Raw genomic sequence first — 14,467 nt, forward strand, 5'->3', positions numbered from 1 at the left:
GCTAACCAACTGCCCCCAGCATGCGCTCTTGGCGAGAGAAGGTCAAACACTATTTGCCTTGGCTCACCAGAGAGCGGCCCGTTTATTCGCCTCTCAGAACCCAGCGGGCGGCCTTCTCGGCAATCATCAGGGTCGGCGAATTGGTGTTACCGCTGGTAATGGTAGGCATCACGCTGGCATCCACCACCCGTAGCCCGGCCACGCCGCGCACCCGCAGGTGGGCATCCACCACCGCCATAGGGTCGTCGTCACGCCCCATCTTCGCGGTGCCCACCGGGTGAAAGATGGTTGTGCCGATATCGCCGGCCAGGCGCACCAGATCATCGTCACTCTGATACTCCACCCCTGGCTTGACCTCCTCCGGTGAATACCTGGCAAAGGCTGGCTGAGCGGCGATTCGTCGCGTGACACGCAGCGAGTCCGCCGCCACCTTGCGATCCTCGGGTGTGCTCAGGTAGTTGGGGGCGATGGCCGGTGCCTGACGCGGATCGGCATTCCTGATGCGCACCGTGCCACGGCTGGTGGGATTGAGGTTGCACACACTGGCGGTGATCGCGGGGAAGTCATCCAGGGGCTGACCGAACGCCGGCAGGCTCAACGGCTGCACATGGTACTCGAGATTGGGGTGCGCGTACTCGTCGCTGCTACGCGTGAAGGCGCCCAGCTGCGAGGGTGCCATGCTCATGGGGCCAGAGCGCTTGAGCATGTACTCCAACCCGATCCTTGCCTTGCCCATCAGCGAGGTGGCCATGGTGTTGAGGGTCCTGGCGCCGCTGACGCGATAGACCGAACGGATCTGCAGATGATCCTGCAGGTTCTCGCCCACCCCGGGCAGATCGGCCACCACGGGGATATCGTGCTCGGCGAGAAGGCTCGCCGGCCCGATACCGGAGAGTTGCAGCAGCTGGGGTGAGCCGATCGCACCGGCACACAGGATCACCTCGCGTGCGGCGCGGGCCAGCTGCTCCTTGCCGCCCCGCTGCACGCGCACTCCACTGGCCCGCGGCTGCCCCGCGTCGCGGGCAATCTCCAGCTCCAACACCTGACTGGAGTGCCAGACGCTCAGATTGCTGCGCTTCTCGACCCCGTGCAGGAAGGCCTTGGCGGTGTTCCAGCGCCAGCCTCGGCGCTGATTGACGTCGAAGTAGGCGACACCCTCATTGTCACCCCGGTTGAAGTCCCGGGTGCGGGGGATGCCGGCCTCCACCGCCGCGGTCGCGAAGTCGTCCAGTACCTGCCAGCTCAAGCGCTGCTTCTCCACACGCCACTCACCACCATGGCCATGATAATCGGCATGTTCGGCATCGGCGTCGCCGCCACTGTCCAGGCGGTAGTGGTGTTCGTGGCGCTTGAAGTCCTCCAGGCAGCTCTCCCAGCTCCACTCTGGCTCGCCGGTCAGCTCGGCCCAGCCATCATAGTCTCGGGCCTGGCCGCGCATATAAATCATGCCGTTGATGCTCGAGCAGCCGCCCAGTGTCCTGCCGCGCGGATAGATCAGTGAACGGCCATTGAGGCCGGCATCGGGCTCGGTGCGAAAACGCCAGTCGGTTCGCGGGTTGTCGATACAGTAGAGATAGCCCACCGGGATATGGATCCAGTGGTAGTTGTCGCGCCCTCCCGCTTCGATCAACAGCACCCGGTTGGTGGGGTCGGCGCTCAGGCGGTTGGCCATCAGGCATCCGGCGGTGCCGGCGCCTACTACGATATAGTCGAATTCTTGTTCAGCCATGGCGTGAGTTGTCGCAATATGTTGTGGTCATTGTTAGGCAATTAAGCAAACCATAAGGAGCGCAATGAGTCACGACACCACCCGACTTAACCGCGAACGAAACCACTTCGCCGGCCACGAGGCCATCTGGCTGTTTGGCTATGGCTCACTGATCTGGAAGGCCGGCTTCCCCTATCTGGAGCGGCGCCCGGCACATATTCACGGCTGGGTGCGACGCTTCTGGCAAGGCTCCCACGACCATCGCGGTACCCAGGCGGCCCCGGGCCGCGTGGCCACCCTGGTGCGCGAACCGGAGGCGGTCTGCCACGGCATGGCCTACCGCATCACCCCGGAGGTGCTCGCGCCGCTCGATGTGCGCGAGAAGAACGGCTACCTGCGCGAGGTCACCACGCTGTGCTTCGACGATGAGCTCGGCGGCAGCACCCAGGGGCTGGTCTACCTGGCCGGCGCCGACAACGCCGCCTATCTCGGCGAGGCGCCACTGGATGCCATCGCCGAACAGATCGCCGCCTCTCATGGCCCCAGTGGCCCCAACCGCGACTACCTGGTCAACCTGGCCGCGGCACTGCGCGAGCTCGAGGTCGAGGATGAGCACGTCTTCGCCCTGGCCGCTCGTCTGCCTCCGGCCGATTGACGCTGCCCTTCATGTTGCCCTGCACGCCCCCTGCAGTGAGCTCCCTCACCGAATCACCGAAAACCGGAGTGCGTCATGTTCCGCCTGTCACCTCTCGCATCGTTTCCCCTGCGTTTCAGCGCCTACGCACTCAGCCTGCTGGGCCTGATCGTCAGCCTGATCGGCCTGACCTCCGCCGACGCCGACTGGGGATGGGGCGTGCTCGTCTTCGGTCTGCTCACGGCGCTGGGCACCTATGATGTGTGCCAGCGCGGCCGCACGGTCAGCCGTAACTACCCGATCCTGGCCCATCTGCGCTACAACCTGGAGTCGTTCGGCCCCGAGATACGCCAGTACTTTATCCAGAGTGATACCGAGGAGGTGCCCTTCTCTCGCGAACAGCGCCGGCTGATCTACCAGCGCGCCAAGAATGTCAGCGACAAGCGCCCCTTCGGCTCGCTTCACCATATGCGCCACCCCGGCTACGAATGGATGAGTCCCTCCCTGGCGCCGGCTCATATCGACCCTTCCAGCCTGCGTCTCACCGTGGGAGCAGAACGCGCCAAGCCCTACTCGGCCAGCGTGTTCAATATCTCGGCGATGAGCTTCGGCGCGCTGTCCGCCAACGCCATCAGCGCCCTCAACGATGGCGCCTGCGAAGGCGGCTTCTATCACGACACCGGCGAAGGGGCCATCTCGCCCTATCATCGTCGCGGCGGCGACCTGGTGTGGGAGATCGGATCGGGTTACTTCGGCTGCCGCAACGAGGCCGGCGACTTCGACCCCGAGCGCTTCCGCGAGAACGCCCGAGACAACGCCGTCAGGATGATCGAGATCAAGCTCTCCCAGGGCGCCAAGCCGGGTCACGGCGGTATCCTGCCCGGCGCCAAGGTCACCGAGGAGATCGCCAGCACCCGTGGCGTCCCCCCGGGGCGCGACGTCATCTCCCCGGCGGCTCACACTGCCTTCACCACCCCTCGCGAGCTGATCGACTTTATCGTGCGGTTGCGTGAACTGGCCGGCGACAAGCCGGTGGGCATCAAGCTGGCCATCGGCCACCCCTGGGAGTGGTTCGCCATCGTCAAGGCGATGCTCGACACCGGCGAGCACCCCGACTTCGTGGTGGTCGACGGCGGTGAAGGCGGCACCGGCGCCGCCCCCCTGGAGTTCATCAACCGCCTGGGAATGCCGCTGGACGAGGCCCTGCTGCTGGTCCACAACACCCTGGTGGGGGCCGGCCTGAGAGATCGCGTATGCCTGGCCGCGGCCGGCAAGCTGGTCAATGCCTTCGATATCGCCCGCGCCATGGCGCTGGGAGCCGACTGGTGCAACGCTGCCCGGGGCTTCATGTTTGCCCTGGGCTGCATCCAGGCCCGCAGCTGCCACACCGACCGCTGCCCCAGCGGCGTGGCCACCCAGGATACCCTGCGCGGCAGCCGCCTGGACGTGCCGACCAAGGCGCACCGGGTAGCAAGCTTCCATGCCAACACCGTTGCCGCCCTGGCCGAGATGCTCGGCGCCGCGGGGCTTCACCACTCCTCCGAGCTGGGGCCCGAGCACATCTCACACCGCCTCACTCGCCACGAGGTAAAGAGCTTCGCCGAGCTCCACGACTTCCTGACCCCGGGCGAGCTGCTGGTGGGCGGTGCCGAACGCCACCCGGTATTTCGCGACTACTGGGAGAGTGCCAGCGCCGATAGCTTCGCCCCACCCGAGGCGCTGGCGAAGCTGCGCGACAGCAAGCTCTACTAGCCCACTCCACCATCCGACAGGAGGGCCCGACGCCTGATGCGCCGGGCCCTCTTCTGCATGCCTGCTTTGGTTGTCGGGCGGCTCCCCGACGGAGGTTCAGTCGCGTTCTATCTCGAGCACCTCGCCATCGAGGATCTTGACCTCCAGCTCACGACCATCGGCGTCATAGCCCTCGATCTCGATGCGACCATCACGGTCGGCCTGGAGCTCATCGAACTCGACCAGGCCCTCGGCCACGGCCAGCGCCATGGCATCGCGCACCTCGGCCTCACTGAGCCCCCAGGCACCGCTGTCATGCCGCCTGCGCTCCTCCTTGAGGCTCTCGCCGCTGGCAAGATCGAAGCGCACCTCGGCCTGCCACTCGTCGTCGAGCCAGCCCTCCACCTCGAAGCGGCCGTCGCGCTTGGCCTCGATCTCCTCAAAGGTCTGAAAACCGAAATCAGTGGCCTGGGCCAGCACCTTATCGAGGCGCTCTGCCGCCAGACGATCTCCCGCGGCCTGCACCAGGCCGGCGGCACTCATAAGGACGGCCAGGGAGCCGGCCAGGATCAGGGGGCGTTGCATGGTTCGTTGCATAGCGTGTTGCATGGTGCGTTGCATGATAGATACCTCCTCTCTGCGGGTTGCCGAACTATTAAACACCCTGTGACCTTGCCCCAGGGTGACGCCAGCGTTCATGCTCTGTTCATGTTCCGCCTGGCACCCTGTCAGCATGATGACGCTCTCTCTGCCCTTTTCCTTCCCCCATCGCCCTGGCTTGCCGATGCTGGTCGCCCTACTGCTCCTCCAGGGCGCTGCCCCTGCAGCGGCGGATAACCACTGGCAGGATCTCCACAAGGCGGTACGCGAGCAGCGAATCGTGCCACTCCCCTCGCTGCTCGACTGGCTGGAGGCACGCTATATGGGCCAGGTACTGGAGATAGAGCTGGAGCGCGACGACGGCCGCCTCACCTACGAGATCGAGATGCTGGGCCCCCAGGGCCAGGTGGTGGAGTTCGAGTTCGACGCCAAGAGCGGCGAGCTGGTGGGCATGGAGGGGGTGAAGATCGATGCCATGCGCCGCCGGGCGGAGACGCCATGAAGGTGCTGCTGGTGGAGGACGATCGCGCCCTGAGCGCTGCCCTGGGTGAGGCACTGGGCGACGCCGGGCTGCTGCTCGAGCGTGCCGAGAACGGCAGCGAGGCGGACTTTCTGGTGCGCACCGAAGCCTATGACGCGGTGATTCTCGACCTGGGCCTGCCCGACGGTGACGGCAGTCGCTGGCTCGCCGAATGGCGCGAGGATGGCATCGAGCTGCCGGTGCTGGTGCTGACCGCACGCACCCGCTGGGCCGACAAGGCCGCCGGCTTCTCGGCCGGTGCCGACGACTATGTGACCAAGCCCTTCGAGACCGCCGAGGTGCTGTTCCGGCTACGCGCCCTGGTCCGGCGCAGCCATGGCCATGCCCACCCGGTGCTGAGAATCGGCGAGCTCACCTTCGATACCCATAGCGGCAGCGTCACTCTGGCCGGTCGCCCCATCAGCCTCACCGCCCAGGAGTCACGCCTGCTCGCCTACCTGGCCCATGCCGCCCCCCGGGTGGTCAGTCGCAGCGAGCTCGCCGAACACGTCTACGACCGTGACCACGAGCCCGACTCCAATGTTATCGATGTGCAGATCAGTCGACTGCGTCGCAAGCTGGGCGCACCGCGCATCGAGACCCTGCGCGGCCAGGGCTATCGTCTGGTCGGCGACGCTCCGGCCCCATGAACCTGCGGCGCCTCTCCCTGGCCACCCGGCTGATGCTGGCCAGCCTGCTGATCCTGATCCTGTCACTGCCCCTGGCCGGCATCGGCCTCTCCCGCCACTTCCAGGCGACCACCACCACGGCCTTCGACCAGCGACTCGAATCGCTGCTGCAGGTGGTGATCGCCGGCCTTGCCTGGGATGACGTCGCGGGCATGCTGGTCCAGCAGCGCACCCTGGGCGAGCCGCGCTTCACCCGCGTCTTCTCGGGCTGGTACTGGCAAGTAAGCGACGGAGGAGAACACACTCTCACCTCGCGCTCGCTATGGGATCAGCGCCTCGCCACCGCCCCCCATCACGAGGTTCTCCTGCGTGATATCCAGGGGCCGCGCGATGGCTCGCTGCGCGCCATCGAGCGCGATATCCGGCTCGCCCCGCTGGCCTCACCGCTGCACGTCGCCGTGGCAATCTCGCGTGAGCCACTGGATGCCGAGCTGGCCCGCTTCGACCGCCTGGTAGCGCTCTCCCTGACGGGCCTGGGTGCGCTGCTGCTGGTCGCCCTGGCGCTGCAGATCCACTGGGGGCTGGCCCCGCTGCGTCGCCTGCGCCGAAACCTCCGCCGAGTGGAGGATGGTGAGACCGAGCGTCTCGACACCCGCTTGCCCGCAGAACTCTCACGCCTGGCAACGGCCATGAATGGCGTGCTGGAACGCGACCGACGGCTGATGACCCATGCCCGCCATGCGGCAGGCAACCTGGCCCACGCCCTCAAGACCCCGGTCAGTACGCTGATGACGCTCACCGACGGCATCGAGGAGCCCCGCCGCAGTCGCCTCCGCGCCGAGCTCCTGCGCATCGATACCGCCGTGCATCACCATCTGGCCCGGGCCACGGCAGCGGGTGATGCCGGCCTGGCACCGCGAATCATGGTGGGGGAGGTGCTGGCTCCGATCATCGAAGGCCTGGGCCGACTGGCCGAGCGTCGCGGCATCGCCCTGCATGCCGAGCTGCCGGCACCGCTGTCTCTGCGCATGGATGCCCAGGACCTCCAGGAACTGGTCGGCAACCTGCTCGACAACGCCCTGCGCTGGGCCGAAACGTGCGTCCGGCTAAGCGGCGGAGAGGAAGCCGGGGGTGTATGGCTGTCGGTGGAGGACGACGGCCCGGGCATGGTTCCCACCCAGCGCCGTGCCGCCATGGCGCGTGGTGTGCGCCTCGACGAGCAGCGCTCGAAAAGCGGCCTGGGTCTGGCCATCGTCAAGGACCTGACGGAACTCCACGGCGGCAGGTTAACCCTCGATGTTGCCGAACAGGGTGGTCTACGTGCCCGACTCTGGCTCCCCGGCAGCGCTCTGCACGAGAGCGGCTGAACGCCTTACATCACCGGCACGCCGATCAGCCAGGTGTGCAGGTAGAACGCGAACACGAGATAGGCCACCAGGCCGACCACCACGGTCGTGACGGTGCCGGTCGTACTCGGGGCTGGCACCTCTGCATGTGGGCGACGACGAGCCGACCGAAAATCGACGATCGCCCATACCAGAAAGGCGCCGAACAGCACGATATCCCCCAGCCGCCCGTTGGCCAGCAGATGGGCGAAGGCCCACAGCTTCACCGCCAGGATCATCGGGTGACCCAGCCTCGCCTTGAGGTGATTGCGCGGCACATACGCCGCCGCCAGCAGCACGAAGGCGGGTATCATGAACAGCGCCACCACATGGCGCAGCGCCACCGGCGGCTGCCAGATCCACACTGGATCCAGGCGCGTCTGCCCATAGCCCCAGATCACCAGGGCCAGACCAAGAATCGAAACTACCGAGTAGGCCGCCTTCCAGGGCAGCTCACCCATTCGCCGTATCCGGGCGCCTCGCCAGTCATCGGCCAGAATGCGCACCGAGTGCGTCCCGAGAAAGATCAACAGGCCGATCAGCAGCACTGTCATGGTCGTATCTCCATCAATGAAAAAGGGGCGGCGTGGAACAAAGCCGCAGCCAGCGTAGTCGGTTGACTTGGCTGGGGCCAGGGACATCGATCGCCGGGGCTCACCGAACAGACTGACATCAGCAAAGGATGGCCATGCCGCAAGATTCGACTCCCCTGCCCGATGTGCTCGCCGGCCCTCTGCTACGCCGCCTGGCTCCCGACCGCCTGGTACTGTGGCTGGCCACCAGCCGCTCCCTGTCGCTATCGCTCGAGCTGGCTCCAACGAATGAGCCGCCTCGCCGGCTAGCCATTGCCGAAGAGCATTGCCGCCGAGTGCCGGTGGGGCGACTCGCCTGGCTGTATCTGATCGACCTGCCGCTGGAGGACCCGCTGCCTCGGGATACCCTGATCGCCTACGACCTTCGCCTGCATAAGGGTGGTCAGGAGCACGGCATCGCCGACTGGGGCCCACATCTGCTCGATGCCGATGGCGAACTGCCCACCTTCGTGCTCGCCAGTCGCCACCACCGGCTGCTGCATGGCTCCTGTCGCAAGCCCCACCACGACGGCGGCGACGGCCTGGTGCGCGCCGAGGCCTGGCTGGCCGAGCGTCTCGCGACACCCGAGGAGCGCCCCGCCTGGCTGCTGATGACCGGCGACCAGGTCTATGCCGATGATGTCGCCGGCCCCATGCTGGTGGCGATTCATGCACTGATTCATCGCCTGGAACTGTTCGACGAGCCGCTGAAGGGTGCCGTGGTGGCCGATAGCCGGGCGTTGCATGGCGACGCCGCTTACTACTACGACCGCGAGTCGCTGCTGCCCGATGTCGAGAGTTCGGAGAACCTGCGAGAGCGCTTCTTCGGCGGCGTGCGCAAGCCGATATTCACCTCGGCCAATGCTCACAACCACCTGGCCACCTTCGCCGAGATGATCGCCATGTATCTGCTGGTGTGGTCGCCGACGCCATGGGAACTGGTCGAGATGGGACCGCCGACGCTCGACGTCGAGCAGACGGCGCTGTTTTGCGAACAACAGACGGTGATCGAGCGCTTTGTAGCGGGACTGCCGGCCTGTGCGCGCCTGCTCGCGCGGCTGCCCACCCTGATGATCTTCGATGATCACGATATCACCGACGACTGGAACCTCACCGCCGACTGGGAACACACCGCCTACGGCCACCCCTTCTCGCGGCGCATCATCGGCAACGCCCTGCTGGGCTACCTGCTGTGCCAGGGCTGGGGCAACGACCCCGAACGCCTGGCCGAGCCACTTGATGAGTGCACGCGTGTGCTCAGGGCTGCCAGGGCGAATGACGGCTGGCTCGACGGCGAGGCCCTGGATGCCCTGATCCAGCGTCTGCTGCGCTTCGAGGGGTGGGAGTACCAGGTGCCGGGGGAGCCACCCCTGGTGGTGCTCGATACCCGAACCCGGCGCTGGCGCAGCGAGCGCAGTCCCAAACGCCCCTCGGGGCTGATGGACTGGGAGGCGCTCAGCGACTTCCAGCAGGCGTTACTGGGCCACCCCTCGACGATCATCGTCTCGCCAGCGCCGATGTTCGGCGTCAAGCTGATCGAGGTGATCCAGAAGCTCTTTACCCTGGCCGGCAAGCCACTGGTGGTCGATGCCGAGAACTGGATGGCCCATCGCGGCGCCGCCAGCGTGCTGCTCAATATCTTCCGCCACTCGCGCACCCCGGGAAACTACGTCATCCTCTCCGGCGACGTGCATTACTCGTTCGCCTACGACATCCGCATCCGCCAGCGCAGCCACGGACCGCGGCTCTGGCAGATCACCTCCAGCGGCATCAAGAACGCCTTCCCCGATACCCTGCTCGACTGGTTCGACCGCCTGAATCGCTGGCTCTATGCCCCCTGGTCGCCGCTCAACTGGTTCACCAAGCGCAGGCGTCTGGCGATCACACCACGCGACCCGGATCGCGCCCGCGCCGGCGAGCGGCTCTGGAACGGCAGCGGGATCGGCCTGGTCGACTTCGATGAACGGGGCCGTCCCCGCGACATCCGCCAGCTCGATGCCCGCGGCTTCGAGGTGCACTTTCCACCGGGATCTCAGCAGGAAGCCTGACGCCTCCGCCAGAGCATCAAGCCGCCGGCCATCACCAGCCAGGTCATGGCCGCGGCGATCACGTCGTCGAGCACGATGCCGACACCACCGGGCATGGCCTCGACCAGGCTCACCGGCGGCGGCTTGGTGGCGTCGAACACACGATAGACCACGAAGGCGGACGCCAGCGCCAGGGGCTGACGCGCCGCCGCCTGGCCCACTACCGCCACCGGTAAGGCGACGATCTCGTCGAGCACGATACGACCGTCATCCTTGTCGCCCAGCGCCTGCTCGGCCAGGTGACATACCGGCACCGCGGCCAGCAGCAGCGCCAGCGTGACCACGACCTGTATCCGCCGGGTGCGTCCCAGCAGCCACCAGGCCAGCGGCAAGCCGAGCAGCGAGCCCAACGTGCCCGAGGCCCAGGGCGAGAGCCCCAGGCCCAAGCCGGTGGCCAGGGTCATCAAGGGGTCGATCATCAACCGGCCTCCCGGGCCTGGTGCTCGAGCTCCGCGGTCACCTCCCCCGGCAGCGACAGCGCACGACCCAGCTGGTCGAGCCAGGCGCGCTCCATGGCGTTCTGCTCGTCGACCACCGCCACGCTGATCAGGTACATCTCGCGGGCCGCCTGGGGTGAATCGACCTGCGCCGCCAGCGCCTCGGCGTCCAGCGGCGCCTGGAGCTGACGCTCCACCCAGGCATGCAACTCCTGGTCGGCCCCCAGGGCATCGATCTGGCCGGCGATCAGTTCCCGCTCCTGCTCGTCGATATGACCGTCGGCGCGGGCGGCCATGATCATCGCCTGCAGCAGCTCCAGGCTGCGCCGCTCGCGCGCCTCTCCCCCCAGCTGCTCCACCGGCTCACCCTCGGCGGGCGCAGCACTGCCCTGCCCGCTCGACGGGGAGGAGCCGTCGCGCGAGCTCTGCCACGCCTTCCAGGCCAGCGCTCCCACGCCGGCGATGGCGCCGTACTTGAGCGCCTTGCCGCCCAGCTTGCGGCCCCGCTTGGAGCCCACCAGCAGCCCCAGGGCGCCACCGCCCAGCAGGCTCTTGACATCGATTCCCGTGCCACTGCCCCGATTATCGTCCTCCTGACGATCACCGCCCTGGCCACCGCCAAACTGACGGGAGAGGCCGTCGAGCATCCCCTTGATATCCAGGCCCTGGCCGCCCTCGTTCGACCGACTGCCGGAACCACCGGCCTGCTTCATCAGCTGCTCGAGTATTCTGCTGGCATTCATCGCGCTCTCCTCATGGCTGATCACTCGCCCCAAGGGGGCATGGGTCGACTCTATCCCAGACATCGACCTTGCAACATCCGTTTCGCTATCCATTTCGACATGCCTTTCGACATCCTCCCCCTGAGACCGCATCATGAAAACCGGACAAGAAACAGGAGCCACCCTGGCCATGAGCGTCACTCTCGATGATATTCGCACCGCCGCCGAACGCATCCGTGGCAGCGTGGAGCGTACTCCCTGCCTGCTCTCGCACACCCTGTCCCGCATCGCCGGCTGCGAGCTCTACATCAAGTTCGAGAACCATCAGTTCACCGCCGCTTTCAAGGAGCGCGGCGCACTCAACCACCTGCTGACGCTAAGCGAGCAGGAGCGACAGCGCGGCGTCATCGCCATGTCCGCCGGTAACCACGCCCAGGCGGTGGCCTACCACGCGGCACGCCTGGGCATCCGTGCCACCATCGTCATGCCTCGCCATACGCCTAACCTCAAGGTGCACAACACCCGCAAGCTCGGGGCGGAAGTTCACCTCGAGGGCGAAGGAGTGGCCGAGGCCGGCGAATATGCCCACCGCCTGGCCGCCGAACGTGACCTGGTGTTCGTGCACCCCTACGACGACGAACGCATCATCGCCGGCCAGGGCACCATCGCTCTGGAGATGCTCGAGGACGCCCCCGATCTCGACACCCTGGTGATACCCATCGGCGGCGGCGGGCTGATCAGTGGCAATGCCATCGCCGCCACCGAGCTCAAGCCCGATATCGAGATCGTGGGGGTACAGACCCAGCGCTTCCCCGCCATGCAGCAGGCGCTGGCCGGAGAGGAGATCAACTGCGGCCTGGCCACCCTGGCCGAGGGCATTGCGGTCAAGCAGCCCGGCAAACTGACCCTGCCCATCGTGCGCGAGCGGGTGCGCGACATCGTGCTGGTGGACGAGCCGGAGATCGAGCGCGCCATCCTGCTGCTGCTGGAGATCGAGAAGAGCGTGGCGGAGGGCGCCGGCGCCGCCGGCCTGGCCGCCGTGCTCTCTGACCCCGAACGCTACCGTGGTCGCAAGGTGGGATTGGTGCTGTGCGGGGGTAATATCGACATGCTGGCCCTCTCCTCGGTGATTCAGCGCGGCCTGGTGCGCACCGGACGAATCGTGCGCGTGCGTGTGGCGATTCCCGACGTACCCGGCGCCCTGGCCGAGCTGACCCGGCAGCTTGCCGAGCAGCACGCCAACGTCATCCATATCGCCCACCACCGCACCTTTACCGACCTCTCGCTGCGCGCCACCGAGGTCGAGGCCACCCTGGAGACCCTGGGCAGCGACCACACCCACGAGGTGATCGAGGCGCTGCGACGCGACGGCTATGATCCGGTACTGCCGGCCAACGAGGTCCACCCGGACGAGCGTTGGGCCGGCAGCGGGAGCTGACCCGCAACGGGTCCGCCTGGTGTGACCACCCAACAGGTTGTTCCACGAGAAGCGCCAGACCTGCCCTGAACGATGCAGGCAATCGACGATGGCCCTGCCTCCCCCCTTGGAGGCATGGCGCCATCGTGCCTTCCGGCGTACCCTATATGCCCCTTCAAGTACGCTAAAAGAGGCGAGGCGATGAGCAGCAAGATCAAGGTCGAGGCCCCCCTGGTCATTCTCCACGGTGACGAGATGGCTCAAGTAGCCTTCGAGAAGATTCTCGACACCTTCGTGACCTCCCGACTAGAGATCCCGCTCGTCGAGATCGACCTCTCCGCCGAGAACCGTCTGGTGACCAACGGCCAGGTGGTGATCGATGCCGTGGAGGCCCTCAAGCGCTACGGTGTAGGCATCAAGAATGCCGGCATGACGGTCAATCGCACGCAGCTCGGCGAACTGCTCGCCAAGCACCCCGACATCGACAGCGCTCGACTCCATCCGCTGGCTACCAAGTCCCCCAACGGGGCCATCCGCAAGGGGATCGGCGGCAACATCACCCGCGAGGACATCCAGTTCCGCAACCTGCTGGTCAAGCGCCCCGAGTGGGTCGGCCGCGATATCGTGGTCGACACCATGGAGAGTGGCGGCATCAAGGAGAGCTTCAACGAACTCTCCGGCGCTACCGGCGTGGTCAAGCTGATGTTCGTGGGCTCCAGCGGAGACCCGGTGGAGCTCCACCGCCGCGAGGTGCAGAAGGGCGATCCCTGGCTGCTGGCGACCAATGACCTGGAGGACGTCAAGGCCTGGGCACACCGTTTCTTCCAGCGCGCCGTCGACGAAAAGCGCGATATCTATCTTGGCCTCAAGGACACCGTCATCGCCGGCTACGATGGCGTGATGCGTGCCGCCATCGAGACCATCTATGAAGAGCACTACCGCGGGCAGGTCGAGGCCCTGGGACTCAGCTACTTCTATGAGCTGATCGACGCTCAGGCCGCGCGCCTGGTCGCCAACCCGCCCGAGCGTGCCATCTGGGGCGTGCCCGACAACAACACCGGACGCAAGCTCTACAAGCTGGTCGAGCAGCTCAAGCAGTTCGGCATTCCCGACCGCAAGGCCCAGGTCTCCATCTCGCGCATGAGTGCCGGTGGCGGGGACCAGTACGGCAGCTTCAACGCTCCCGCCGCGGAGGACGGCATCCTCAAGGTAATCGTCGACGGAGAGGAGAAGCACGCTCGCCATGTCAGGAAGGGCGACCCCATCCTGCTGATGTCCAACGATCATGTGGCGATCCGGGATTGGGTGCTGCAGGTGTTCCGCGATGCCTCGCGCAAGAACAAGGAGGTCTACTTCGGTCTCAAGCGCGAGTACATGGAGTATGACGAGGTGTTCAGCACCGTGATCACCGACGTGCGTCGCAAGCTGGCCGAAAACGACACCGCGCCGCCCTCGTTCATGATCATGCGACCCTCCAGCCAGCTGATCAAGATGATCACCGATCCGCCCCGCAACGCGCTCTACCCGGCACAGAACCTGGACGGCGATATCTTCTCGGATATCTCCGCCGCCCTGGGGGGCAGCCTGGCCACCGCCAGCTCGATCATCGAGAGCAAGGACGGCACCATGCTGTTCGAGGCGCCCCACGGCACGGCCCACGATCTCTACCTCAAGTACCTGGAGAGCGATGGCAAGGAGGCTCACTTCAACTCCTCCGCCCTGCTGTTCGCCGTGGCCAATGCCCTGGAGACCCTGGGCGAGCGTGAAGCGAACGCCACGCTGGTGGAGTACGCCCAGCGCCTCAAGGAGGCGCTGATCGACACCGTTGCTGCCGGCGTCATTACCGGTGATCTCAAGGGCAAGACCAGCGACCCGGCCAATGAGACCCTGGTCGATATGCAGGGCTTCCTCGACGCCGTGGCCAGCCGGCTCTGACCGCCTGACATCGCCGTTCGACACCGCGTTTGACCCATACGGGGCCTGCCTTTGGGCAGGCCCCGCTGCGTTGTGCCACTCGCCTCTGGT

At 66.3% G+C, this 14,467-nt stretch carries 13 protein-coding genes; 8 read left to right on the plus strand and 5 right to left on the minus strand.

The window, feature by feature from the left end:
• Window positions 1-82: 82 nt before the first annotated feature.
• On the minus strand, window positions 83-1,729 hold the full coding sequence (locus E0702_RS04790; protein ID WP_132041842.1) for a GMC family oxidoreductase: 1,647 nt from the start codon (window positions 1,727-1,729) through the stop codon (window positions 83-85).
• Between the two features lie 64 nt (window positions 1,730-1,793).
• Between E0702_RS04790 and E0702_RS04795 the strand changes: the two genes are divergently transcribed.
• Entirely contained in the window at window positions 1,794-2,363 is a 570-nt protein-coding gene (locus tag E0702_RS04795) for a gamma-glutamylcyclotransferase (protein WP_132041843.1), read from the plus strand.
• A gap of 75 nt (window positions 2,364-2,438) precedes the next feature.
• Window positions 2,439-4,094, plus strand: a complete 1,656-nt coding sequence (locus E0702_RS04800) for an FMN-binding glutamate synthase family protein (protein WP_132041844.1) — start codon at window positions 2,439-2,441, stop codon at window positions 4,092-4,094.
• A 96-nt stretch (window positions 4,095-4,190) separates the two neighbouring features.
• Here E0702_RS04800 and E0702_RS04805 read toward each other — a convergent pair whose 3' ends face one another.
• The gene (locus E0702_RS04805; RefSeq protein ID WP_165927483.1) at window positions 4,191-4,694 is read right to left on the minus strand and encodes a PepSY domain-containing protein; all 504 of its coding nucleotides are present in this window, start codon (window positions 4,692-4,694) and stop codon (window positions 4,191-4,193) included.
• 76 nt (window positions 4,695-4,770) lie between these two features.
• Between E0702_RS04805 and E0702_RS04810 the strand changes: the two genes are divergently transcribed.
• From E0702_RS04810 to E0702_RS04820, 3 genes are read left to right on the plus strand one after another with little or no spacing between them, the layout of a single operon-like run.
• The gene (locus E0702_RS04810) at window positions 4,771-5,175 is read left to right on the plus strand and encodes a PepSY domain-containing protein (RefSeq protein WP_240721671.1); all 405 of its coding nucleotides are present in this window, start codon (window positions 4,771-4,773) and stop codon (window positions 5,173-5,175) included.
• Complete coding sequence (locus tag E0702_RS04815) at window positions 5,172-5,843, plus strand: response regulator transcription factor (RefSeq protein ID WP_132041847.1); 672 nt, start codon at window positions 5,172-5,174, stop codon at window positions 5,841-5,843. The genes E0702_RS04810 and E0702_RS04815 overlap by 4 nt, the downstream gene beginning before the upstream one ends.
• The gene (locus tag E0702_RS04820; RefSeq protein WP_132041848.1) at window positions 5,840-7,189 is read left to right on the plus strand and encodes a sensor histidine kinase; all 1,350 of its coding nucleotides are present in this window, start codon (window positions 5,840-5,842) and stop codon (window positions 7,187-7,189) included. The genes E0702_RS04815 and E0702_RS04820 overlap by 4 nt, the downstream gene beginning before the upstream one ends.
• Window positions 7,190-7,194: 5 nt before the next feature.
• Here the strand turns inward: E0702_RS04820 and E0702_RS04825 are convergent, their stop codons facing one another.
• Entirely contained in the window at window positions 7,195-7,761 is a 567-nt protein-coding gene (locus tag E0702_RS04825) for an NnrU family protein (RefSeq protein WP_132041849.1), read from the minus strand.
• Window positions 7,762-7,895: 134 nt separating this feature from the next.
• Here E0702_RS04825 and E0702_RS04830 point away from each other — a divergent pair, with 134 nt between their 5' ends.
• Window positions 7,896-9,827, plus strand: a complete 1,932-nt coding sequence (locus tag E0702_RS04830; protein ID WP_240721672.1) for an alkaline phosphatase D family protein — start codon at window positions 7,896-7,898, stop codon at window positions 9,825-9,827.
• Here the strand turns inward: E0702_RS04830 and E0702_RS04835 are convergent.
• Window positions 9,812-10,285, minus strand: coding sequence for a phosphatidylglycerophosphatase A family protein (locus tag E0702_RS04835; protein ID WP_132041851.1), 474 nt, complete (start codon window positions 10,283-10,285; stop codon window positions 9,812-9,814). The two genes, E0702_RS04830 and E0702_RS04835, sit on opposite strands and share 16 nt — an antisense overlap.
• Entirely contained in the window at window positions 10,285-11,046 is a 762-nt protein-coding gene (locus E0702_RS04840; protein ID WP_132041852.1) for a tellurite resistance TerB family protein, read from the minus strand. The genes E0702_RS04835 and E0702_RS04840 overlap by 1 nt, the downstream gene beginning before the upstream one ends.
• Before the next feature lie 133 nt (window positions 11,047-11,179).
• Here E0702_RS04840 and E0702_RS04845 point away from each other — a divergent pair, with 133 nt between their 5' ends.
• Window positions 11,180-12,463, plus strand: coding sequence for a threonine ammonia-lyase (locus E0702_RS04845; protein WP_237561947.1), 1,284 nt, complete (start codon window positions 11,180-11,182; stop codon window positions 12,461-12,463).
• Window positions 12,464-12,643: 180 nt separating this feature from the next.
• Window positions 12,644-14,377 carry an NADP-dependent isocitrate dehydrogenase gene (locus tag E0702_RS04850; RefSeq protein WP_132041853.1) on the plus strand — a complete coding sequence of 578 codons (1,734 nt, stop codon included), beginning with the start codon at window positions 12,644-12,646 and terminating at the stop codon, window positions 14,375-14,377.
• Window positions 14,378-14,467: the final 90 nt, after the last annotated feature.

The organism is Halomonas marinisediminis (genome assembly GCF_004347715.1).
Lineage (GTDB): Bacteria > Pseudomonadota > Gammaproteobacteria > Pseudomonadales > Halomonadaceae > Halomonas > Halomonas icarae.

Excerpts from the sequence above, each read along its gene's own strand:
- E0702_RS04790 (WP_132041842.1), bottom strand. The coding sequence starts at position 1,729 with ATGGCTGAACAAGAATTCGACTATATCGTAGTAGGCGCCGGCACCGCC.
- E0702_RS04795 (WP_132041843.1), top strand. The coding sequence starts at position 1,794 with ATGAGTCACGACACCACCCGACTTAACCGCGAACGAAACCACTTCGCC.
- E0702_RS04800 (WP_132041844.1), top strand. The coding sequence starts at position 2,439 with ATGTTCCGCCTGTCACCTCTCGCATCGTTTCCCCTGCGTTTCAGCGCC.
- E0702_RS04805 (WP_165927483.1), bottom strand. The coding sequence starts at position 4,694 with ATGCAACGCACCATGCAACACGCTATGCAACGAACCATGCAACGCCCC.
- E0702_RS04810 (WP_240721671.1), top strand. The coding sequence starts at position 4,771 with ATGCTCTGTTCATGTTCCGCCTGGCACCCTGTCAGCATGATGACGCTC.
- E0702_RS04815 (WP_132041847.1), top strand. The coding sequence starts at position 5,172 with ATGAAGGTGCTGCTGGTGGAGGACGATCGCGCCCTGAGCGCTGCCCTG.
- E0702_RS04820 (WP_132041848.1), top strand. The coding sequence starts at position 5,840 with ATGAACCTGCGGCGCCTCTCCCTGGCCACCCGGCTGATGCTGGCCAGC.
- E0702_RS04825 (WP_132041849.1), bottom strand. The coding sequence starts at position 7,761 with ATGACAGTGCTGCTGATCGGCCTGTTGATCTTTCTCGGGACGCACTCG.
- E0702_RS04830 (WP_240721672.1), top strand. The coding sequence starts at position 7,896 with ATGCCGCAAGATTCGACTCCCCTGCCCGATGTGCTCGCCGGCCCTCTG.
- E0702_RS04835 (WP_132041851.1), bottom strand. The coding sequence starts at position 10,285 with ATGATCGACCCCTTGATGACCCTGGCCACCGGCTTGGGCCTGGGGCTC.
- E0702_RS04840 (WP_132041852.1), bottom strand. The coding sequence starts at position 11,046 with ATGAATGCCAGCAGAATACTCGAGCAGCTGATGAAGCAGGCCGGTGGT.
- E0702_RS04845 (WP_237561947.1), top strand. The coding sequence starts at position 11,180 with ATGAAAACCGGACAAGAAACAGGAGCCACCCTGGCCATGAGCGTCACT.
- E0702_RS04850 (WP_132041853.1), top strand. The coding sequence starts at position 12,644 with ATGAGCAGCAAGATCAAGGTCGAGGCCCCCCTGGTCATTCTCCACGGT.